The organism is Paraburkholderia sp. PGU19 (assembly GCF_013426915.1).
Classification (GTDB): Bacteria; Pseudomonadota; Gammaproteobacteria; order Burkholderiales; family Burkholderiaceae; genus Paraburkholderia.
On sequence record NZ_AP023180.1, the window covers coordinates 1,018,367 to 1,040,885 of the forward strand.

At 61.0% G+C, this 22,519-nt stretch carries 15 protein-coding genes and 1 pseudogene; 4 read left to right on the top strand and 12 right to left on the bottom strand.

From position 1 onward, the window contains the following. Positions 1-293: 293 nt before the first annotated feature. The 7 genes and pseudogenes from H1204_RS22145 to H1204_RS22175 form a co-directional block, all read right to left on the bottom strand. Complete coding sequence (locus H1204_RS22145; protein ID WP_180732856.1) at positions 294-2,057, bottom strand: MOSC and FAD-binding oxidoreductase domain-containing protein; 1,764 nt, start codon at positions 2,055-2,057, stop codon at positions 294-296. A gap of 88 nt (positions 2,058-2,145) precedes the next feature. After that, a complete protein-coding gene (locus H1204_RS22150) occupies positions 2,146-3,084 on the bottom strand; it encodes an aldo/keto reductase (RefSeq protein WP_180732857.1) in 939 nt (312 codons plus the stop codon). 268 nt (positions 3,085-3,352) lie between these two features. Continuing rightward, positions 3,353-4,480, bottom strand: coding sequence for a YbdK family carboxylate-amine ligase (locus H1204_RS22155; protein ID WP_180732859.1), 1,128 nt, complete (start codon positions 4,478-4,480; stop codon positions 3,353-3,355). 341 nt (positions 4,481-4,821) lie between these two features. Further along, entirely contained in the window at positions 4,822-7,161 is a 2,340-nt protein-coding gene (locus H1204_RS22160) for a mechanosensitive ion channel domain-containing protein (RefSeq protein ID WP_180732860.1), read from the bottom strand. Between the two features lie 199 nt (positions 7,162-7,360). Further along, a pseudogene (locus H1204_RS22165) lies at positions 7,361-8,307 on the bottom strand (hypothetical protein). A gap of 344 nt (positions 8,308-8,651) precedes the next feature. Beyond that, on the bottom strand, positions 8,652-9,461 hold the full coding sequence (locus tag H1204_RS22170) for a MipA/OmpV family protein (RefSeq protein WP_180733260.1): 810 nt from the start codon (positions 9,459-9,461) through the stop codon (positions 8,652-8,654). A 35-nt stretch (positions 9,462-9,496) separates the two neighbouring features. Continuing rightward, a complete protein-coding gene (locus tag H1204_RS22175) occupies positions 9,497-10,633 on the bottom strand; it encodes a BamA/TamA family outer membrane protein (protein ID WP_180733261.1) in 1,137 nt (378 codons plus the stop codon). Positions 10,634-11,204: 571 nt separating this feature from the next. Here H1204_RS22175 and H1204_RS22180 point away from each other — a divergent pair. Then, positions 11,205-12,746, top strand: a complete 1,542-nt coding sequence (locus tag H1204_RS22180; RefSeq protein ID WP_243468755.1) for a DUF3300 domain-containing protein — start codon at positions 11,205-11,207, stop codon at positions 12,744-12,746. Positions 12,747-12,778: 32 nt separating this feature from the next. Here the strand turns inward: H1204_RS22180 and H1204_RS22185 are convergent, their stop codons facing one another. Together H1204_RS22185 and H1204_RS22190 are read right to left on the bottom strand one after the other, a co-directional pair. Continuing rightward, positions 12,779-14,119 carry an SLC13 family permease gene (locus tag H1204_RS22185; RefSeq protein WP_180732862.1) on the bottom strand — a complete coding sequence of 447 codons (1,341 nt, stop codon included), beginning with the start codon at positions 14,117-14,119 and terminating at the stop codon, positions 12,779-12,781. Between the two features lie 17 nt (positions 14,120-14,136). After that, entirely contained in the window at positions 14,137-15,171 is a 1,035-nt protein-coding gene (locus H1204_RS22190; protein ID WP_180732863.1) for an amino acid ABC transporter substrate-binding protein, read from the bottom strand. Positions 15,172-15,633: 462 nt separating this feature from the next. On the opposite strand from H1204_RS22190, the gene H1204_RS22195 reads away from it, so the two are divergent. From H1204_RS22195 to H1204_RS22205, 3 genes are all read left to right on the top strand, one after another. Then, positions 15,634-16,962, top strand: coding sequence for a DUF3300 domain-containing protein (locus tag H1204_RS22195; RefSeq protein ID WP_180732865.1), 1,329 nt, complete (start codon positions 15,634-15,636; stop codon positions 16,960-16,962). Positions 16,963-16,974: 12 nt separating this feature from the next. Further along, positions 16,975-17,892 (top strand): DUF2950 domain-containing protein, encoded by a 918-nt coding sequence (locus H1204_RS22200; RefSeq protein ID WP_180732867.1) that lies wholly within the window; start codon positions 16,975-16,977, stop codon positions 17,890-17,892. 143 nt (positions 17,893-18,035) lie between these two features. After that, positions 18,036-18,917: a hypothetical protein gene (locus H1204_RS22205; protein WP_180732869.1), complete on the top strand. Its 882-nt coding sequence runs from the start codon at positions 18,036-18,038 to the stop codon at positions 18,915-18,917. Positions 18,918-18,979: 62 nt separating this feature from the next. Here H1204_RS22205 and arcC read toward each other — a convergent pair whose 3' ends face one another. From arcC to arcA, 3 genes are all read right to left on the bottom strand, one after another. After that, the gene (arcC, locus tag H1204_RS22210) at positions 18,980-19,918 is read right to left on the bottom strand and encodes a carbamate kinase (protein ID WP_180732870.1); all 939 of its coding nucleotides are present in this window, start codon (positions 19,916-19,918) and stop codon (positions 18,980-18,982) included. Between the two features lie 81 nt (positions 19,919-19,999). Beyond that, the gene (locus tag H1204_RS22215; protein WP_180732872.1) at positions 20,000-21,010 is read right to left on the bottom strand and encodes an ornithine carbamoyltransferase; all 1,011 of its coding nucleotides are present in this window, start codon (positions 21,008-21,010) and stop codon (positions 20,000-20,002) included. Between the two features lie 57 nt (positions 21,011-21,067). After that, on the bottom strand, positions 21,068-22,321 hold the full coding sequence (gene arcA / locus H1204_RS22220; protein WP_180732874.1) for an arginine deiminase: 1,254 nt from the start codon (positions 22,319-22,321) through the stop codon (positions 21,068-21,070). Positions 22,322-22,519 lie beyond the last annotated feature (198 nt).

Sequence of the window (22,519 nt, forward strand, 5' to 3'; positions counted from 1 at the left end):
GAGCATCCAGTTCACCCCGCACTGAAGACAGCGATATCTGCACACTTCGAGCGGGCGGCGACCGAGTGGACGCAACCTCGTCGAACAAGGTGCTTTCTGCAACTGTGGATGGGGAACAGGGGTAGTACTCTGTAGCATTCCGTCGCACGCGTCGCAAAACATGGGAGTCGGGATCGCAGGAGAGTGGTGGAACAACTATAGCACTGGGTATCGCGTGGATTACAGGGTGCGACAATCTATTAATTAAATATAGGAACCGAACGCGTTTCCTCGAATGGCACATCCCTATAGAGTCACAAATCCACCACGACGTCTCCGACGGGCCGTGCGCAGCAGATAAGCACATTGCCATCGGCAGGCTTGTCCAGCGGCTCCGGGGCATAGGCAACCGCCCCCGAAACAAGCCCGCTCTCGCAGTTGTGACAGATTCCCGACCGGCACGACCATCGGACGGGCACGTCGCAGGCTTCGGCCAGTTCAAGAATACTTTGGTAGGAAAGCGTATTCCAATGTGCGGCGATGCCACTGCGTGCGAACGACACCAGCGGCCCCTCGGCGACCTCTGCAAGCGGCAGATGCGGAGCGCGTACCGACGTGTCCGTTATGCCTGGATTCAGCGACTCGACGCCGCCGAAGCGCTCCCTATGAAGTCGTGAATTCGGAACGCCCATGCCTTCCAGCGTTCGCTTCATGTCATGCATGAACGATGCGGGTCCGCAAAGATAGATGTCGGTATCCACGGGAAGGCCAATCTTCTCAAACACCGTGTGCGACACACGGCCCGTATCGTCAAAGTCGTCACCGATACGATCGCTCGCCGCCGGCGCGCTGTAGCAAACGTAGCCGCGTCCGTGCTCGAGCATGTCGAGCAGCCGCCGGGATTCGGCGCCGAGAGGATGATGCTTGCCATCGCGGGCCGCATGGACCCAGAGAACCTGCCGCCCGGAACCCGCCGCCGACAATGCATGCAGCATCGAGAGAACAGGCGTCACGCCGATTCCAGCACTGAGCAACACGACGGGATTCGTTCCTTCGTTGAGGACGAAGTCCCCGCGCGGAGCGCTGACATCGAGCGTATCGCCAACGCGAACACGATCGCCAAGATAGGTACCCGCTGCCCCGTTCGGCTCGACCTTCACGCTGATGCGATATCGGCTTGTCGACGGCGCACCCGACAGCGAATAGCTCCGAAAGAACGGCGGATCTTCAGCGCCCGGCTTCAGACGCAACACAACGTATTGCCCCGGACGAGCCTGCTGAAGTGGCAGTCCATCCGTCGCCTCGAATACGAACGAAAGAACGTCGGCGGACTCTCGCTGGATTGTCACGACCTCGAGTTGTCGGAAACCAGGTGCAACCGCATTCGACGCCGCGGCGGGCGCAAGCCCCGCGTTGCCGCTAGTCGCGCCTGCCTCGATGCTGCCGAGTAGTGTATTGAACGACGCCCGCCATCCCGGTGACAGCGCATCGATACACAATGCACGCTCCAATCGGTCACGCGGATGGGCAGGCGAATACAGCAGCGCATTGATTTCTTCGACGGTCATCTGCGCCTTCGCCCCGCGCAGCTTGATGATCTCGTCGCCCGCGCCGACGTCGCCTTCCTGCAGGACGCGCAGATAGAACCCCGGGCGTCCGCTGGACGTCAACAAGGCCGCCATCTGCGGCTCGTTCATGCGAATGCCGAGGCGATAGCAGGTCACGCGCGGTTGAGTGACTTCGAAAATCGCATGGCCTATCTGGTAGACGTCGCCGACACACACCTCACGGTCCGGCAACCCGTCGATCGTGAAGTTCTCGCTGAACTGCCCAAACCCGAATTCCTTTCTGTGCAGAAACGCTTGCCAGTGTCGATACGATTCCATCTGATAGGCCAGCACGGCGCGTTGTTCTCCGCCATGCCCCGCAAGATCCCCTTGACCGTCACCGTCAAGGCCGAGACGCCTCGCGACACACCGCCCTTGCACCGGAAGCTTCCAGCTTCCCGTACGCACGGTCCGCCCATTCCATTGGATGTCGCGCGGGAGGCCAACATTCACCGATAGCAGTCGCGCCATGTCAGTCACACCTCTATACGATTTCCGGCAGAGCGCGTCATTCCCGCGACGCGTCAAACGCTTCGCCAACAAGGGCACTATGCGGCGCTCATTTACGCGACGGAATGAATCCTGGCGTGCCCGTCTTCACGACTTCGTTATAACGTCGTCTGGTCTGAATCTGATTGATCTGTTCGAACGCGTCCGCAGGGAGTTCGGCGATACTGAAGTTCTCCCGCGCACGGGCTGCTGTCTTTGGCGTGGTCAACATCGCCGTGCCACGTTGCACGGCCCAGGCGAGCAGAACCTGCGCCGGAGTTTTCTCCGCACGCGCAGCGATCTCAGCGACGACGGGATCATCGAGGGGACCCGGCCTTATGCCATGTCCCAGCGGCGCAAAGGCCAGAAATATGACCCCGTTCGCGTTGCAGAACTCGAGCAGTTCCGTCTCGGGAAGAAACGGATGAGCTTCGACCTGCACCACCGCCGGTTTGATTCTTGCCGCCTCATATAGAGGTTGCAGGTCATTCAGCGTAATGTCGGACAGTCCGATCGCCCGGCATCTTCCGCCGTCGACGAGCGCTTCCATCGCACGCCATGTGTCGAGCAACGTGATGCCGTCGTCGTAGATGACGTCCCCGTTCTTATCACGCGGGTCCTGATCGTCTCCCGGCTGGAACGCGAATGGCGTATGTATCAGGTACAGATCCAGATAGTCGATGCCAAGCTTGCTGCAACTTGCTTCGAAAGCCAGCGGAACGCGCTCGGGCCGATGGTTCGAGTTCCACAGCTTGGTCGTAACGAAGACCTCTTCACGAGCCAGCCCGTTGGCTGCGAGCCCTCTGTGCAAGGACTCGCCCACCTCGCTCTCGTTTCTATATCGCTCTGCACAGTCGAAGTGTCGATACCCCTCCGTCAGCGCATCGTAGACAGCCGTCCTGGTCGTGGCTGCATCTGGGATCAGCGTGCCGAACCCAATGGCAGGCATGGAACCAGGCCCGTGTTTGAGGGGGAATTTTCGCAACTGGAAATCTGTCGGCACATCCATGGCGCTACCTCCGCACCCTCGCAGGCGCAAAGCAGCCCGTCAATTCGCGTGCGTACGCGACAACGTGCAGGTCCAACGGGATATCGGCTCGCGACTGTCGACGAAACCGCTGCTTCCGAAAGCAATCGGGAACCATCGAATGCCGACTACGATATCCGCTATCCGGCACGGGTGCAGCGGACGTGCCCTTCCGGTGTCGACATGTATTCGACTGTCTCTTCAATCGCGCGCATGGAACCGGAAAACACGGGTGTGCGGAATCCGGCGTCTATCCCGGCATCTGCGCGCCACGCCAGACCTGACATTGCTGGCGGGCAACCTCATGCAACGAATTGTGTACGCCGTAGATGCGGCGCAACCACATTGCATCGCTGACACCTTCCGTCACCGTACGCCTGACGATATCAATGCCTTCCTCCGCGCCGAGAATGCGCGCATGGTCAGCGATTGCGTCGAGCGTGGCAAGAATGTCGCCTCGAATGGGACCGCGATGCCCCGTCTCGGGATTCACGCATAGACCATCCAGCCCATAGCGGCAGGCCATGAACCGGTTCGCCCGATACACTTCGTAATCACGCTCACTGAGGCGTAGAGGCTTATCGACCAGCAGATAGCGCGCAACCGCCTGAATATAAGCGGCGATCGCGGCGGCCCATTCGACGCGTAGCGGTGTATCCATCACACGGATCTCGATCGTGCCGTATCCCGGGCTTGGACGTATATCCCAGTAGAAGTCCTTCAGGCTCTTGACGAGGCCCGTGTTCGCCATGCGCGCGAAATAGGCTTCGAACTCCGACCACGTCGTCACGAATGGCGCTCGCCCTGACAAAGGAAATGGCGCAACCGAATTGAGCCGGGCGCACTGGAACTTCGTGTCGCTCCCCTGTACATACGGCGAGGAAGCCGCCAGCGCGATGAAGTGCGGAACGTAACGCGAAAGCGAATGCAACAGAACGAGCGCCGAATCAGGGTCCGGGCAGCCTACATGCACGTGCTGGCCAAAGATCGTGAATTGCTGATATAGCGCGCCATATAGCCCCATCAGATATTCGGAGCGTTCGCGCCCGTCGGAACGCTGGTCGTACCAGTTCTGGAAGAAGTTTGTGCCGCCGCCGCACACGCCGACATTCAGAAAGTCCGCTGCCCGAACCAGGGTATCGCGAAGCACCTGCAATTCGCGCCTCGCCTGGTCGAAGTTCTGGCATATGCCCGTCGCCAGCTCGATCATCCCCTCGGTTGTCTCCGGCTTGATCGCGCCCGCGAAGCTCTGCTCGCTCACCCGGTTCAGCAACTCCGTCGCCGCCTTCGTCAGGTTGTAGTCATGGGTATTGACGACCTGAACTTCGAGCTCGACTCCCATCGTGAACGGATCAGATGATGCAAATGGCTGCAGCATGGGATGCCCTCTCGCACATCGATGCTCACGCCGAGCCCTGACGTACGAGCCGGCGCTGCCGCATCTGGTCGGATAAGCGTTGAGCGTGAGCGCTGCCCATATGCAGTACCAGGCTCAACTGCACTGTCATACGTCGAACGGAGACGAGCCCGAACGGGCTATTTTCATCATACCCGTCCTGGCTGTCCGAGTTGCGTCCTCCCGAAGTCCAGCATCGAAAGGCGTGCACGCATTTCGTGCATGAAGTTGTGCCACGGCGTCGTTACCGGGCGATGGCACCGTGCATCGTACGATCCAGGGTTTATACCGACTTCCGTGGCATCAACGGTTTTGCCCGGTTTTCAGGTGCGTTCCTTCGGCGATGCGTGCAGCTGCATCTGCGGCACCGGGATCTCGATGCCCGCCTTGTCCATCACGAGCTTGAGCCGTGCATTGAAAGCGCGCGCCACGCTCCATTGCTGTAGCGGCCGGGTCTTGATCTGCCCTTTCACCACGATCCAGTTCGCATCAAACCGGTCGAGCCCCCACACTTCGATGGGGCCGAGAATCTCGTCGCGAAAGCGGGCATCTTCGATCAGGTCGGCACCGACTTTCACGATCATGCGAGTGACTTCATCGATATCTGCCGAGAATGGCAGTCTGACTTCGAATACGGCATTGGCGAAGTCGCGCGAAAGATTCTTGACGATCTTGATCTGCGAGAAAGGAATAGTGTGAACCGCGCCTTGTCCGTCGCGCAGCCGCACTGTGCGGATCGTCAGGTCCATCACGGTGCCGGCGTGGCCACCGTCGACGTCGATCCAGTCACCGACGGAGATCGTCTCCTCGACAATGATGAAGAGTCCCGTAATCAGATCCGTGACCAGCGACTTCGCACCGAAGCCGACTGCCAGACCGATCACTCCCGCGCCGGCCAGCAGAGGTGTCAGATTGATCCCGAGACTCGCGGCGCCGACGATGGCCGCGAGGCTCGCAACCGTCACGAATATCGCGTTGCGCACCAGCGGCAACATCGTGCGTGCCCGTACGCCCGGATTGAGTGTCTTGTTGCGTGAATTGCTCGAGCCCAATGTTTCGAGGATGACGGTGTCGATGAGAATCCACATGAACCAGGCGCCAAAGACCGTCGCGATAACGGCGATTAGCGCATGTCTGAAGCCAGGCGTCATTGCGTTGTGTCTGATCAAGCGGGCGATCGGACCACTCCACAGCACCAGTTCAAAACGTATGTACGCGAGCCATATCGCAAGAAGGAACAACGCGGTGGCGAAGCGCAACAGTCGCATCAGGTGCGGCGACCGCCGCTGCATGCGCGAGTCCTTACGGCGCGTCAGGTGCAGCAGCAATGCCGACACGAACAGCGTGAGAACGAGAAACAGTGCGCTGAGAAGAGACGGTTGCAGGACGTTCCCCTCCTCACCGCGCCCGTCGATGATCGCGACGACGGATGCAATCGCGATCAGCAGGATCGGGATATGCCACAGTGAGGCGAGAATATCGAGCGCTTCCGTGGCGAACTTGTGATCGCGCCTGCGCGAATAGGGGCGGTTGCGTATCAGATGTGTGACGGGACGCCGGTACGCGAGCGCAAAGTAACCGATCAAAACGGCCGCCGCCATATTGGCGAAGCTCGACACGAGCCCGGCCAGATTCGCGCCGAGCAGGCGTATCACCTCCGGATTGGCCGTTGCGTCGCCAAGCGCGCCACATGCTCCGACTGCAAACAGCGGCCAAAGGCCCCGCGCAAGCAATTGCTGGACGGCGACGCGCCGATGTGCTGTACCGAACACGGAGAACGCGATCATGCAGATCGCCGAGAAGATCGATCCCGCGACGATCGCATAGGCAATCACCAGCCCGAGTGTCCGGCCGAGCGCGTCGGGCATTGCCTGCACGAACAGCAGAACCGCCACGAACGCGACGATCCACGGCCCGGTCTGCCGCAATGCGAAGCTCAACATGTCGAGCGAGGTCGGATTCGGCGCGAGTGCAACATGCCAGCCATAACGCGCACCGATGCGTCGCTGCAAATAGACCAGCAAGCCCGCGCAACCGCCCCATCCCGCAAGCGTCACCACCATGCCGATCAGAAGCGCGGCGAATGATTCCCCGCGAGAACCTGTGAGAACCGTTCGCAGTTCGCTGGCTGCCGCGCGGAAACGGGTCGCCCAGAAATGCAGCGGCGTGCGGCCTTCGTTCAGATTCGTCTCGACGGATGCCAGGCCGGAGGCGATTGCGCCGAGCAGATCGCCTTTGGCTGGTGCAGGCGCTGCGGGCGCAACATGCTGATTGGCGTCTCGCAGCCCTTTCAGCTGGGCAACCAGCGCAGTGCGTTGTGCGTCGTTGTCAAGCGTACCGATCAAGGTGTCCAGCGAGCGCGCAAGCTCTGCCTCGCTGGCGGCGGAAGATGCGGATGCGGCTTGCGATGCCGGAACTGGCTTTCCCGCGCCTGTCGCGGTGTTGACGATACCTTGCAGCGTGGCGGGCAGAGGAGCGCCATCCGCCGGAATGATGCAAGCGCCGAGCGCGATCAGAATGCAGACTACTGCCGGCCATGTGCGGAAGAATGACATGATCCTCCCCGCGCCAGCGCTCGACGCGCCTACGCGAACTGGTACGCGCGTGCGTTCGCAGGCGAAGTGCTGAACACGAGTGATCTGACGCCGGGTGAATGCGTTCATGGAGAACTCTTCCGGACGGTCCTCCTTTCGAGGGTATCGCGGCCTGGAAACCTATTAATCTAGGCGTTCTGACCCAAGGTCGTTATTGGACTTTAGTCTCATTCGTGCGGCAGTTGCTGACGGCCTCGTCCGATTCCCTGGTGCCGGCGACGTGGTTTGCACGAGACTGAAAGCCCGGATAAGGGTTGCGCCGATACGCTCAAAAGCTCACGGCAAACCCGAACGACACGCCGTGCACGTTGTGTCCAAAAACATATCTCACGAGCGCACGCGTGCGGGTGATGACGATCGGATACTTGCTGCTGTCGAGTTCGAGTCCAACGCCCAATGACGTGAGATCGTTGAAGCCGAGCACCCCGGCGCTGTCGCCGAAGTAATGCGAATAGGCCAATTCCAGCACATAGCGGACCGGCCGGTCGAGTGCGTGCCAGCCAGTCGGCGCGCGCCAGCGCGTCCACAGGCTCACTTGCTGCGCCGTGGCCGAACCCTGAACGGCCTCCGACGAACTACCGAAGCTGCGCAGGTAGATATCGGTTGCGCGCAATTCAGCGTCGATCTCATAGGTTTCGCGGTAGTGTTCGAAGTCGAGCACGAGCGAGCCGCCATAGCCGTATGCATCCAGCGATCCATTCTGCAGGAACTGGAGATTGCTGTCGGTCACATGGTTGACGAGCGACTGCCCGATCTTCAGATCGCTCGATACGCGTCCAATCGTACCGTTGAGGATCGGACGGAACACGAGTTCATTCGTGATCCGGAAATCCCAGCCGATACCGACCGTGCTGCTGAAAGTGTTCCAACGAGTCGGCAATGCGCGCTGCTGGGTACCGTCCGTGGCGACGAACGTCGGGTCGTAGCGGCTATAGGCGAGCGTGCCCTCTACATACAACGGAAAGGACTTGCTGATCGTAAACCCGCCCCCAGTTGCGACTGACCGAAGCCAGGATTTCCGGAAGTGCCATTGTTGATCGACAGCGAACTGGTGGTGACATCGGGGACCGTCGTGTAGCTCATCACAGCAAGCACGGCGTCGGCGTGCTGCTTCACGTTGCCGCCGATAACGGTGCGATTCGAGAGTTGTTGATCCGATGCTTGCTGGGCGTGCGCCGGAAGCGACAGCAAGGCGATGATCAGGCCCGCGCTCATCGCGAGGAATAACGTGCAACGCGACCGCGGCCGGCGGAAGATGGCCCTCTCCAGTGTGCCTTGGCGATCGTCTTCGAGACTGCAAGCTGACTCAATGGTGCGAAACCGCATCAAGCCCCCCTGTCAATTGACGCGTCAGGTTGCTTTCCTTTAGTGGCGACCGGTCTCCGTCCGGTGACTCGACACTTCCAGACTATCGCCGGCGGCCGCGCGCGGCTCTGGATACATGGCGGGCTTCTGATGCCGCGGCTCATTCTTTGTATCGTGGTTGGTCACATCCGCTTCGTCAATCGGCCGACATGCGATCCGGCCAACGGATACTGCCAATCGATCCGGGCAAAACATCAGCGAAACGCGTAAGCAATGCCGACTCCGTAGGTAAGCTGGTTCCGCGTGCCTCGCTGCGTGACGATCGGGCTAGCGGCTGCGTCCCCGCTGAGGCGCTGGTAGTAAATCATTGCGCCTGCATACCAGCTTGGATTGATCTGATAGATAGCGGCAAGCCATCCGGTGACCTGATTCAGTCCGCCGCCCGGCGTATACATGGGCAGTCCGCTTTTGGCGGCGTCCTCTGCCGTGACGCCGTAGTAGGTTTCGTTGAAGCCTGCGCTCACCCACGTCGCTCCCAATCCGCCTCCGACGAATATCCGTTGATGGATCGGGAACCACGCGCTGGTGTTCAGCGAGATACGCGCGCCTGAATAGACCGCGCCGGCATTCGTGACGACCGTCACCTCTCCACGCAGGCGATACGGGATATCGCCAACGTGACTGTATTCGTACCCGACGAAGCCGCCACCTTCCAGCGTCGTGTCCACGCTGTGAATCTGCGAGACCACGGCATCGTCGACATCCCGCCGGCCCAGTCGCAACGCCAGAGCCGGGCCCCATTGGAAACCGGTCAGACTGCCGAAGTTATATTGCGCGTAGGTTCCATACCATTCCAGCAAGTGACCGCCACTGGTCACATAGCGCATGCCCGGTAAAACGCCGACTATCCGGTCCTTGCCGCCCGCATACTCCGTCGTCGACCCGATACCGCCTCCGATAAAATTCGGCAAGGCGTTCGACAAGTCAATGGGGCTCGCTTCCACACTCCGAATCACAGCGCATAAAGCGACCGCACCGAGAATCTCGCGACGCATCGTCTTCATCCGTCTCATCCTCTGATGGGCGGGCGCATCGATCGTCACCGCCACCCGCTGCCGACCTGTATGTAGAACGCGTTCTGATCCTTGCTGTGTGCTACGTCGATGCCTACCGCCAGGCCGAGCTTGCGTGCGATCAGATAGCGCACGCCCGCGCCGACGCTCTGTACATTCTGCGACTCAGAAAAACTGTGCCATCGTCCATAGGCCTTGCCCACGCCTGTAAAGCCGAGCAATGACCATCGGGGAATGAAATCCCATCTCAGTTCCATTTCGGCCGTCAAGGCATTCCTGTCCTGGTACCTTCCCTTCTGAACGCCACGCAGATCGACATACGGTTGCGCGTAAAACGGAATGTCACCGGTGGAAAATCTGCTGTCCACACGCAGGCCAAGTATCAGCGTATGCGTCAACGGTTGCCATGTGTAACCCCGCGCAGCGTAGATATCGTAGTTTTGCGTGCCGCCGAAAGCCGTCCTGGCGGCCTGCGCCTCGATCTCGACGAAACTGCCTTCACCCGGATAGAAAATATTGTCTCGGGAATCATAGTCCACCACGATACTGCCGGCGCCGATGCGCTGATCTTTTTGAAAGCTGCCCAGTTCTCCCGGTGCTTCGCCAGAACCGAACGTAGACGACGAATCGAAAAAGATATAGCGCAAACCCGCATACCAGCGGCTGTTGCCAATACGCATCAGCATTTGCTGGATCAATCCAACACCCTGGAGCGTATAGGATCGCGGCTGACTGGAAAGGCCAAAGTAGTCCAGATGTGCGTCTACCTTGGCAATCGCACCAAGATAACGGTACCTGTCGTCGTCCCAGGTGTGAAAGTGAGCCGCGGCGGCGGCCCATGTACCGTTCTGGGTGTACAGGCCGCCCAGTGCCGTGACGTTCGGCGGCGCGCGATTCTTGCCATCGCGCGGAGGACCCGACCCGGCGTCGGAGGCCGGATCGGAAAAGAACAATAGTCCGAGTCCAAGGCCGTAGCCGACAGCGGGCTCGGTAATCAGAATGGGTACGGGTAACGCGCCCTTGTGTTTGAGCAGGAAGTCGCTTACGTCGAATTGCCCGTCATCCGGGTCCGTAAAACTGAGGGTTTCATCACTCGCGCGCGCGACAACCGGCGCGAAGGCGATAGCCGAAAAAATCACCGCAATCCACGTTGCCCGGTTCAACCCGTCACAACGAGGACGCCTTGGCCGTGTCGAACGATTCGTCGGGCAACTGCCGAGTCCCGTCCGCACGGTGGCAATCCCGTGCACGCGATGGACATCGCTGCCTGATTCCGGATTCTCACGGGCGAACGAAATGAACATGGCATCCACTACCCGAAACAGGCATCGCGACCGATGCGAAAAGCGAATCCATTGGCTGGATTGTTTCAGTCAAGATGGTTGCGTGAACTCATGTGGGATCGAAGGCAGCGCGCAATAAGATTGCTTTTCTTCTCTCGACGACTCTAATTGAATGCCGCTCTCGCGCCAACTTCTCGATGGAGTACTTTTCGCACACCGTCGTTTTTCTGACTTGCAGTATTCGATCACACTGCATCTAACTGTACCGATCGTGCGTCGAGTACTAATCTAGTGATAGATCAACCATCGGATCGTAGTGCAGCATCGCGTCAATCTATCAATCAGCGAATTCCTCCGCCTGCTCATGCGGCCTTGTGCGATCGACGCCCTGGAACATTTCGCTGCCTGACAAAGAAACAGGGTGACCATGTCGATAAGGATTGCACGACTGTTGAGCACCAGCCTCGTCGTCCTGTTGGCGGGCTGCCCATCGAAACAACAGGATCAGCAGGCTCAGACCCAGCCCGCTTCGGCGCCGGCTTCCGCGCCCGCTCCTTTGCCCGCTTCTGCTCCAGCCGCGGCCTCGGTCGCGGCCCCAGCGTCAGTACCGCTCCCGGCGTCGGCGCCCGAGCCTCAGGCCCAGCAATTCCCGCCGGAAGAAATCGAAGCGTTAGTCGCACCGATCGCGCTCTATCCCGACTCGCTGCTATCGCAAATCCTGATGGCATCGACGTATCCACTCGAGATCGTGCACGCTGCCCGCTGGGTGAAAACGCACAAGAACCTGAAGGGCGATGCTGCCGTGAAAGCAGTGGAAGACCAGCCCTGGGACGTCAGCGTGAAGTCGCTGGTGGCTTTTCCGCAGGTTCTTGAGCCGATGAATGACAAGCTCGACTGGACCCAGAGGCTTGGCGATGCGTTCCTCGCCAATGAAAAGGACGTGCTCGACGCTGTGCAGCGGTTGAGGATGCGTGCGCAAAAGGCCGGACATCTGGCGTCCAACGAGCAACAGAAAGTCATTGTCGAAGCACCTGCCCCGAGTGCGGGCGGCCAGGCCGCGCCGGCGCAGCAAACCATCGTGCGCATCGAGCCGTCGAACCCTCAGGTCGTCTACGTGCCCTCCTACAACCCGACCGTCGTCTACGGCGGCTGGAGCGCACCCGCCTACCCACCCACCTACTGGCCGCCGTATCCCGCCTATTACCCCGGCGCCGCGCTTGCGACCGGGTTCGCGTGGGGGCTTGGCATCGCTGCAGCAGGCGCACTCTTCAGCAACTGCAACTGGGGCGGCGGCGACGTCAACATCAACGTGAACAAGGCCGCCAACATCGACCGCAACTTCAACCGTACCAACGTGGAGGGCGGCAAATGGAAGCATGATGCGGGACATCGTCAGGGCGTCGCGTATCGTGACAATGCCACTCGCAACAAGTACGCAAACGGTGTACAGGGCGCCGACGGGCGACGCGACTATCGAGGCCGCACCGGCGGTGCCACAGAGCGTGCGGGGGTCGCCAATCGGGCGGAAGCCGGAAATCGCACGGGGCGTCAGAACAATGTAAGTACCGCCGACCGCACTGGCCGAAGCGCGGGTGCCGCCAGCAATCGGTCCGACAAGTCGGCTCGAGGTGCCACAGCCGGCAACCGGGCACAGACATCCAACCGGACGGCTGGCGCCAGCAATCGCGCAGAGTCGTCCAACCGCAACGCCGCAGCCGGCAATCGCGCACAGACGTCCAATCGAAGCGCGGCCGCGAGTAATCGCGCGCAAACGCCCACCCGCGTGGGCTCGTCAAACGCACAAGCCGGCTACGGAGGCGCGGGCGGCGGCCGCGACTCGGCATTCCAGGGCGTCGGCGGGGGCGCGGGGGCGACGCAGCGGGACTTCAATCGCGGGCAAGCGAGCGCGCAGTCTTCGAACTTCAACCGTGGGGGCGGCGCAGCCCGTGGTGGCGGTGGCGGCGGAGGAGGCGCACGCGGCGGCCGGCGCTAGTTCGTATCGTGACGAACCCTTCCAGCAGCGCCTCAACGCAACAAGCGGGTCATAGCGAGCACGTACAAAGCTGACACCGCAAGCTGCGCCAGCGTAATGGGCAACCCGTACCGAAGAAATGTGCCGAACGTGACGGGCCTTCCTTGACGCGCGCAAATGCCAGCCGCAACGATGTTGGCCGCTGCGCCGACGAGCGTCGCATTGCCACCGAGGGTCGCGCCGAACATCATGCCGATGAATACCGGCACGGAAACGGCGGGCCAGTGTGAAAAGCCCGCCGAAAGCGCGGTTTCAGGCACGACCTCGGCCATCACGAGATAACCCTTGACCATCACGATCGACGCGGCCGCGACGGGTACATTGGCAAGCAGGCTCGACAGCAGCCCGATGCCAGCAAGCAGCGTCAGCGCAACGAGCGTCAACTGCCCACCAAAAATCTGATAGAGCTTGAGCGCCAGGATCTGGAGCAGTCCTGTCTTCGCCATGGCTTGTACCAGACAGAAGATGCTCGCAAGAAAGACCAGGGTTTTCCAGTCCACGTCGCGCAGCACGTTATCGGTCGGTTCGACTTTGGCGGCAAAGCCCACCAGTAATGCCAGGGCGCTTGCGATCAGCGCGACGGCAGGCGGCACGATGCGCGACGGCAAATTTTCGCCGAAGACGAATAACACAATCATGAAAAGGAGTACGGCGCCAGCGAGCGTCGCATACACCGGCCGCTCAATCCGTCTCGCCGGGCCGCGCGGCGGCAAGGCGCGCTTCAGGTCCCACAGGTCCCGCATCAGAACAGGCAGAAGCGGCACGATGACGAGCACCGCGATCAGCCCTCCGAGCGACACACGGCGCAGGTATTCTCCAAAGGTCATTCCGATCGCGCTTCCTACGAGGAAGGTGGCTGGATCGCCCACTATCGTAAGCAATCCGGCCGAGTTGCTGATGATCGCTGTCAGCACCATAGGCCTGACGTAGTCAGCGTCGAGCGCGATACAGACGCGCACGATAATTGGCGCAAGAAGAATGACGGTCGTGGCGTTGGGTAACACAGCGCAGATTGGCGCGACGAGCGCAATCAGCATCAGCAGAAAGCGTGTTCCGCTTCCGCCTGTCGCGCGGAGATAGGCGTCTCCGATGATGTCGAACAGGCCCGTGGTTGCGAGGACCCGTGCCACGACCATGCCGCCGAACAGCAGGCCAAGCGGCCCGGCAGCCGTGCGGGTTGCGTCCACGAGGTCCCGATCGTCCAGTATGCCGAGCGCGATCAGGATGCATGCACCCGTCAGTGCCGCGACAGCCATGTCGATCACGTTGAATGCGATCAATAGAATGACGGCCGCGAATACGGCAACCGTGATATAGATCTGCACCTGGCTCATGTCACCGTCCAGATCTTTTAACGGAAAGGCGGCGCGTACATCAAGCCGCCTTGCGTCCACAGCCGGTTCAGGCCGCGGTCCAGTTTCAGCGATGTACGCGGTCCGAGGTTCCGCTCGAACATTTCCCCGTAGTTGCCGACACTTTGTACGGCGCGAGCCCGCCAGCCTCTTTCGACGCCCAGACTGCGATCGCTTTCGTCGTCATCGGCAAGCGCGCGCCTGACTGCCGCTTCGCTCAGCCTTGATTGCAGGTTATCGCGCGTGACACCCAGCTCTTCGGCCGCCACCAGCGCGAAGAGCACCCAGCGTACGAACGTCAGCCAGCTTTGGTCTCCACCGCGAACGGCCGGGCTGAGCGGTTCTTTGGCGATCCGCTCCGGCAGGATCTGCACGGATTGCGGCCCATCGGGTGCCTCCAGGCGCACTGCGGCGAGCTGTGCCGAATCGGCCGCATAAGCGCTGCAACGCCCTGCGAAAAAGGCCCGGCGCGCTTCGATGGCGGAGTCGATCTCCAATACCGTGATCTCCAGCCGGTTGTCAGCGGAGTAGTCGCGCAAATGCATCTGCGTGGAAGTCCCTTTTTCGACGCACACGGTTGCCCCTTTCAACTCGGCGGCCGTCTGCACGCCGCCCGGACGGCGCACGAGAAACCCCTGCGTATCGTAAAAGAGAACACCCGCGAACTGGACCTTGAGTGCCGCTTCGCGGCGCAGCGTCCACGTGGTGTTGCGGGCGAGAAGATCGATCATGCCTTCCGCGAGTGCCGGGAAGCGCGCAGAAGCTCTGAGCGGCACATAAGCTACTTTGGACGGATCGCCCAACGCCGCGGCGGCCACCGCGCGACAGAAGTCCACATCGATTCCGCTCCAGAGCCCCGATCGGTCCTTGATGGAAAACCCCTGGACGCCCTCGCTGACACCGCATCTCACCACGCCGCGTGCTCGAACCTGCGCGAGCGTGTCACCGTCGGCCGCGCACGCATTGATTGAAACCGCGAAAAGCACAAGGCAGATCGCCAGGACTGCCGCGCCGCATTGTGCGAGACGTACCATGGTCAACTCCCGGACCGACGTCGGCTGTGATCGACGGCTGCCGTCGAAGGTCATCATCGACGCCAGCCGTTGGTATTCGCCCTCCGCAAACGACACGCAGCGCGCCTTTTAATGCCACTTATCGATCTGGGAAAGGCGGATTGCGGTACAAGCCTGGAAACGTGCGGTTACCTGGGTTCACGAGCCGCGAGCCGTTGCGCTCCGCTCCTGATTGAATGCGATGAAGAACGAATCGATCACAATGCAGAGATGTAAAAGCACTCTAGCAGCCGTCATCAATCATCGCCACCCGACTTACCCTGCGCCGCAAGCACTGACTATTTGCATCGCAAGAACCGATAGATGTTCTAACATCATATAGAGAAGACGCCGCAATATCCCGCAAGCCATTCTGCAATCTGCCATCAGTCGTAACAGGACCGATTCGTCGAGGTTCCTGTCATCCAGTCTGAAGGAGCGGCCATGTCCTTGTGGAACCTACGACGAGCCAAAGCCACATGTCTTTGGCTGCTTGTCGTGCTGACGCTCGGCGCGGGCCCGGCGCGCGCCCAAAACGCCCAGGACGCCCAGAATGCGCAGCCTGCGCCAGCCGAATCATTCAAGCCGGAAGAAATCGAGGCGCTGGTCGCGCCGATCGCGCTGTATCCCGACTCCGTGCTGTCGCAGGTATTGATGGCGTCGACCTATCCGCTGGAGATCGTGCACGCGGCACGCTGGGTCAAGGCCAATCCCAACGTCAAGGGTGACGCCGCCGTAAAGGCCGTCGAAAATGAGCCGTGGGATGTCAGCGTGAAATCGCTCGTTGCATTCCCGCAAATTCTCGAGCCGATGAATGACAAGCTCGACTGGACCCAGAAACTCGGCGACGCGTTCCTCGCCCAGCAAAAGGAGGTCTTCGCCGCCGTGCAGCGACTGCGCGCCCGCGCGAAAGACTCGGGCAATCTCAAGTCGAACGAACAGCAGAACGTGGTCGTCGAGCCGGCACCTGCGGGTGGGCAAACCATCGTGAAGATCGAGCCCGCGAATCCGCAAGTGATCTATGTGCCCGCGTACAACCCGACCGTCGTCTATGGCGCCTGGAGTTATCCCGCCTATCCGCCGACCTACTGGCCGCCCTACCCGGCCTACTATCCGGGCGGGGCCCTGATGACGGGATTCGCGTGGGGAATCGGGCTCGCTGCGGCGGGTGCGATCTTCAGCAACTGCAACTGGGGCGGCGGCGACGTCAACATCAACGTCAACAAGGCCGCGAATATCGATCGCAACTTCGACCGCACCAAGGTGCAGGGTGGACGCTGGCAACACGACGGCAGCCATCGCCAGGGCGTGGCCTACCGCGACAATGCAACCCGCGAAAAATATTCGCGCAATGTCGGCGGCGCCGAGGGACGCAATGATTTTCGCGGGCGTGACACGGGCGCGGGTGGACGCGCCAATACAGCCGACCGGGGTAACGCAGGCAATCGCGCATCTGTTGCGGACCGGTCGAATATGGGCGATCGGGGTGGAGATCGGGCGGGTGGCGCGGGTGTCGCTGACAGATCGGCCGGAGGCAATTTCGGCGGCGGATCGAATCGCGCGGGCACCAGCGACTTTTCACGCGCCAGCGATCGCGCGGGCGGTGGCGGCGTCAGCGGCGGGCGCGACAACGCATTTCAGGGCGTAGGCGCGGGCGGCGCCACGCAACGCAGCCATGACCGGGGACGCTCCAGCATGCAGGGCTCGGGCTTCAACCGACCGAGCGGCGGCGGCGGCATGCGTGGGGGCGGCGCGCGCGGCGGAAGACGTTAGGGAGATACGAAAATGACATCCACCTCAAGATTTCGTTCGGAACGGCTTGCGGGCATCTTGCGCACCTTTGCCGTTGGATGCGCACTGTGTTTCGGCGCATTGTCTGCGGCGCATGCGGAGAAGGACTTCAGCACGCCCGATGCCGCGATGAATGCATTCGGCGAAGCCGTCACCAACAATGACGAGGCAACGCTGAAATCCATCTTCGGAAGCGACTTTCGCACTCTGATTCCGCCCGTCGGCGCCGACCTCCGCAGCCGCTTCCTCGACGAATGGGGGAAGGCGCATCAGGTCGAGCAGACAGGCGACGGCCATGCCCGTATTGCCGTCGGCAACGACGGATGGACCTTTCCCATTCCACTCGCGAAGAGCGCTAAAGGGTGGCACTTCGATATGCAGGCGGGCGTCGAGGAAATGCGTTTGCGTCGCATCGGCCGAAACGAACTCGCTGTCATTCAGACGATGCTCGCGATCTACGACGCGCAGCGCGAATATGCCCTCACCGATCACGATGGCGTCGGCCTGCTCAGGTACGCGTCGAAACTGTCGAGTTCACCGGGAAAGCACGACGGCCTGTACTGGCCGACAGAACCCGGCGCGCCTCCTAGCCCGCTCGGCCCGGCTTTCATGCAGGCGACCACTCGCAATGCCGCGGACGCCGGATATCACGGCTACCACTACAAGCTGCTGACGTCGCAAGGTCCGCATGCGCCGGGTGGTGCCTACGACTATGTCGCGCACGGCAAGCTGTTCGGTGGCTTCGCCGTGCTCGCGTGGCCCGTGCGCTACGGGGACACGGGCATCAAGAGCTTCATCGTCAGCCATGCGGGCCAGGTCTATGAACGCGATCTCGGACCCGACAGCGCGGCGAAGGCGAAAGCCATCTCCTCGTTCGATCCCGGACCCGGCTGGGCGAAAGTACAGCCTTGAAGTCAAGACTCAGGCTATACGATTGATCCGCCGCGTCAACCCGTGACAAAAACGGACCCTCGCGGCAAACGGCCCGCGCCTTCTTTCATTCCCGACTTTCAGGGCTAACGCACGCGTAAAGCGGCTCAATGCAGGGAGGCAACATGAGACGTTCCGCCTCTTGTATCGCCTTGCTGATCGTCGCACTAGGCGCCACGACGCTGGCTGGCGCCGCGATACACCGCGACCCCGGATTTGACGCGCTGACGGTCGATCCCGCCTTCTCCGCTGCCCCGACGGATGCGCAGCAGGTCGATCTGGAAAACCTCCTTCTGAGGGCGGGCATCGATCCGGATTCGAACAAGGCTCACATCATTCGCGCGTGGGTCGAGAAGATCCGGCACGACCCCGACATCGCGAAGGGCACCAACGGCGACACACGGCGGCTCAATCAGATCTTTCTCGATCCGGCCGCGCGTGAAACTTACATGTCGAACGGGCTGGCCCATCTCACGCCTTCGGATCGGCTCAAGTATGTGACACTGCTGACCCGATTCCTCGACGAGCTGGTTCCCGTCAACTGCTTCGGTCTGTCCGACATGCGCGCGGTGATGAATCGCATCTCGTTGCGTGAGATGACGGATTCCGACGTCGACCTGTACTTCTCGATGCTGTTCAAGGTGCTCGTCATCGAGGCGTCAAATGCGCCCGTTGCAACGGGAACGCCGCAACAGTATGCGGCCGCCGAGCAGCAACTCTCGCGCTCGCTCATCGCGGAACTGCACGGCGACGAGATGAACATGGAGCGATATGCGTTCTACGCGTCCAATCCGTCGAAGGCAACGGCATCGGATGTTTGCTGGATGACGAGAGTGACCTTGCACGCGATCATCGCGATGCCCGATCCCGACAGGGATTTCATCCTGCTTCGGACCATGACGCCACGCGGTGGGCAAGACACATCGTCCGAAGGAGAATTGAGCGTGCCGCGCACTGCCGATCCTTCGCCCGCCTCGTCGAATCCCGCCGGTGCCGGCGCACCGTAGCATGTCGCCGGCAACGCCGCATTCAAAGCAGCCGTTTGTGCAAGCGCGCGCCTCTCACTGTGCTATGCAGCCGGATAGAAACCGATCCCGTGCGTACCCAGGCCGATCCGCGTACCGGCGCTGCCCTGCGTGATCGCGACGATATCCGGCAGCGCGCCGATCACGGCGTCCTTGCCGGTATTGCGCGCAAACTCGATGGCGGCCTGCACTTTGGGCCCCATCGACCCCGACGCGAAACCCAGCTTTTCGAGTTCGTCGGGATGGGCCTCGGCAATGGCCTTTTGCGTCGGCTTGCCCCAATCGACGTAAGCCGCGTTGACATCGGTTGCGATAATCAGCAGGTCCGCCTCCAGTTCTTGCGCAAGCAATGCGGAGCACAGGTCCTTGTCGATGACGGCTTCCACGCCTCGCAGTTTTCGATTTTCGTCGTAACACGTCGGGATGCCGCCACCGCCCGCGCAAATGACGACCGTGCCTCTTTCGAGCAGCCACTTCACCGGACGGATCTCGAAGATCCGCCTGGGCCGCGGGCTCGCGACCACCCGGCGATACTTGTCGCCATCCTCTGCAATACTCCACCCTTTCTCCCGCGCAAGCCTTTGTGCTTCTTCCTTCGAATACACCGGTCCGATTGGCTTGGTCGGATGCTCGAACGCCGGGTCCGCAAGATCCACTTCGACCTGAGTCAGGATCGTCGCAAACGGGACTTCGAACGGTAGAAGGTTCCCCAATTCCTGTTCGATCATGTAGCCGATCATGCCTTCCGTTTGCGCACCGAGCACATCGAGCGGGTACGGCGCGACTTCCGTGTAGGCGGCGCTTTGCAACGCCAGCAACCCCACCTGCGGACCATTGCCATGCGCGATGACGAGCTCGTTGCCCGCCGCGACCCTGGCGATCTGCGCGGCAGCAACCCTGACGTTCTCGCGTTGCTGGCTGTCCGTCATGGGCTGACCGCGCTGCAACAGCGCGTTGCCACCTAGCGCTATGACAAGGCGCATGATATGACCTCCTGAAAACGCGTCGCCCTGCGACTACGGATGCGTCGCGGGACAACGGACATGGAGCGCGGGCCAGTCGTGTCAGATATCGGCCAGCGTCGAAACGAGGATGGCCTTGATCGTATGCATCCGGTTTTCCGCCTGTTCGAAGGCAATGTTGTAATCGGACTCGAACACGTCTTCCGTCACTTCGATACCGTTAGCCAGATTCGGATAACGCTCCGAAATCTGCTGACCGACCTTGGTCTCGCAATTGTGGAAGGCGGGCAGACAGTGCATGAAGCGGGTCCGCGGATTGCCCGTCGCCTCGATCAACGCCCGGTTCACCTGATACGGCAGCAACGCCTTGATTCTTTCGTCCCAGGCTTCGACGGGCTCGCCCATCGACACCCACACATCCGTGTGAATGAAATCGACCATCTTCACGGCTTCCTTCGGGTCCTCCGTGAGCGTCACACGTGCTCCGCTGTCCTTGGCGAACTGCCGGCATGCCGCAATGTGATCCTCGTTCGGCCATAACGACTTCGGTGCTCCAATTCGCACGTCCATGCCGAGCTTCGCGCCGATCAGCAACAGGGAGTTCCCCATGTTGTTTCGAGCGTCGCCCATGTACGCGTAACTGATGTCATGTAGCGGCTTGTCGGCGTATTCGCGCATCGTCAATACGTCCGCGAGCATCTGCGTCGGATGGTATTCGTCCGTCAAACCATTGAAGACGGGCACGGACGCGTATTGCGCGAGTTCCTCTACGATTTCCTGGCTGAATCCCCGATATTCGATCGCATCGAACATGCGGCCAAGCACGCGCGCCGTATCCTTCATGCTTTCCTTATGTCCGATCTGGGATGAGTTCGGGTCGATATACGTGACGTGCGCGCCCTGGTCGTGCGCAGCGACTTCGAATGCGCAGCGGGTACGGGTCGAGGTCTTCTCGAAGATCAGCGCAATGTTCTTGCGCTGCAGATGCTGCTGTTCCGTACCCGCGTATTTGGCGCGTTTGAGATCGCGCGACAGGTCGAGCAGATAGCGCAGTTCGCGGCCGCTGTGATGCATCAGGCTAAGCAGGCTACGGTTTCGCAGGTTGAAGGCCATGAGTTGTCTCCGTTTGTCAGGCGGTCGCGCCGGATTCCGCGGCGCAGTGCCAACACCTCAATAATCGACAGCGTCGCGGGCAATCGGGCACGTCATGCAATGCCCACCGCCCCGTCCGCGCCCAAGCTCGCTCGCTGCGATCGTGATCACTTCGATGCCCGCCTTGCGCAGAAGCGTATTCGTGAATGTATTGCGGTCGTAACCAATCACGACGCCGGGTTCGACGCACACCATGTTATTGCCGTCGTCCCATTGCTCCCGCTCCGCGGCGAAGCGGTTTCCGCCTGTTTCGACGACTCGCAGCTCCTTCAGTCCCAATGCATCGCCGACTACTTCGACGAAAGGCTTGTCTTCGCGCTGGATGCTCATGCCGTACGCCCGCTTGTCGTCGGGCCTGATCGAGAATGTGACGATTCGTCCGACCACTTCCGGAAAAATCGTCACAAGATCGCGGTCGCAGAAGCTGAACACCGTGTCGAGATGCATTGCAGCCCGTGATTTCGGCATGCCGGCGACCAGCACCTGCTCGGCCGCACCCTTCTCGAACAGCGATCGCGCAACCTGCCCGATCGCCTGGCGCGATGTGCGCTCGCCCATGCCGATCAGGACGATGCCTTTGCCGATCGGCATGACGTCGCCGCCTTCGAGCGTGGATGCGCCGTGATCCTTGTCGGGGTCTCCGTACCAGAACTCGAAGTTTGCATTCGCGAACGTCGGGTGAAACTTGTAGATAGCCGCTGCGAGCAGCGTCTCCTGCCGCCGCGCGGGCCAATACATCGGGTTGAGCGTCACGCCGCCGTAGATCCAGCAGGTCGTGTCGCGCGTAAACACCATATTGGGCAGCGGCGCGAGCAGGAAGCTGGAGTAATCCAGATACTCGCGAAACAGCTTCAGGACGGGCGCGTCGCTACCCGGGATATCGTCAAGCGATACGCCGCCAATCAGAAGTTCGGCGAGTCTGCGCGAATCCAGTTCGTTCATCCACGCGCGCACTTCGGTGCTCAGTCCGACGCCCACGCTATCGTCGCTGATTCTCCTGTCGAGCACCCATTGGCGTGCCTCCGGATTGTCCATTGTCTGCGTGAGCAGGTTGTGCACATCGAGCACCTCTACCCCGCGCTCGCGCATCTTTGTCACAAAATCGAAATGATCACGCTTGGCCTGGCTCACCCAGATCACATCGTCGAACAGCAGTTCGTCGCAATTGCTGGGCGTCAAACGTTGATGAGCAAGCCCCGGCGACGAGACCATCACCATGCGCAATTTGCCAACTTCGGAGTAGGCTCCGAGCCTTGTGACATCTGCATTCATCGCGTTCTCCCATCTGCGAAGAGAGGGGCATGGACCGTAGTAAGGACGGGCAGCCTGGATGATTGCTGCGAACAGAACGACGCGAGTCAGCTTCCCGATTGAGACATGATTCGGCTCGCCGCACTCCCGATTCGCTCTGGAGCAGAGGACCAGCTGTTTTATTTATGCGATTGCATGTCTATTTGGTGGCGTTTTTAT

Coding starts and splice junctions, on each gene's coding strand:
- H1204_RS22145 (WP_180732856.1), bottom strand. CDS start 2,057: ATGGCGCGACTGCTATCGGTGAATGTTGGCCTCCCGCGCGACATCCAA.
- H1204_RS22150 (WP_180732857.1), bottom strand. CDS start 3,084: ATGGATGTGCCGACAGATTTCCAGTTGCGAAAATTCCCCCTCAAACAC.
- H1204_RS22155 (WP_180732859.1), bottom strand. CDS start 4,480: ATGCTGCAGCCATTTGCATCATCTGATCCGTTCACGATGGGAGTCGAG.
- H1204_RS22160 (WP_180732860.1), bottom strand. CDS start 7,161: ATGAACGCATTCACCCGGCGTCAGATCACTCGTGTTCAGCACTTCGCC.
- H1204_RS22170 (WP_180733260.1), bottom strand. CDS start 9,461: ATGAAGACGATGCGTCGCGAGATTCTCGGTGCGGTCGCTTTATGCGCT.
- H1204_RS22185 (WP_180732862.1), bottom strand. CDS start 14,119: ATGAGCCAGGTGCAGATCTATATCACGGTTGCCGTATTCGCGGCCGTC.
- H1204_RS22190 (WP_180732863.1), bottom strand. CDS start 15,171: ATGGTACGTCTCGCACAATGCGGCGCGGCAGTCCTGGCGATCTGCCTT.
- H1204_RS22195 (WP_180732865.1), top strand. CDS start 15,634: ATGTCCTTGTGGAACCTACGACGAGCCAAAGCCACATGTCTTTGGCTG.
- H1204_RS22200 (WP_180732867.1), top strand. CDS start 16,975: ATGACATCCACCTCAAGATTTCGTTCGGAACGGCTTGCGGGCATCTTG.
- H1204_RS22205 (WP_180732869.1), top strand. CDS start 18,036: ATGAGACGTTCCGCCTCTTGTATCGCCTTGCTGATCGTCGCACTAGGC.
- arcC (WP_180732870.1), bottom strand. CDS start 19,918: ATGCGCCTTGTCATAGCGCTAGGTGGCAACGCGCTGTTGCAGCGCGGT.
- H1204_RS22215 (WP_180732872.1), bottom strand. CDS start 21,010: ATGGCCTTCAACCTGCGAAACCGTAGCCTGCTTAGCCTGATGCATCAC.
- arcA (WP_180732874.1), bottom strand. CDS start 22,321: ATGAATGCAGATGTCACAAGGCTCGGAGCCTACTCCGAAGTTGGCAAA.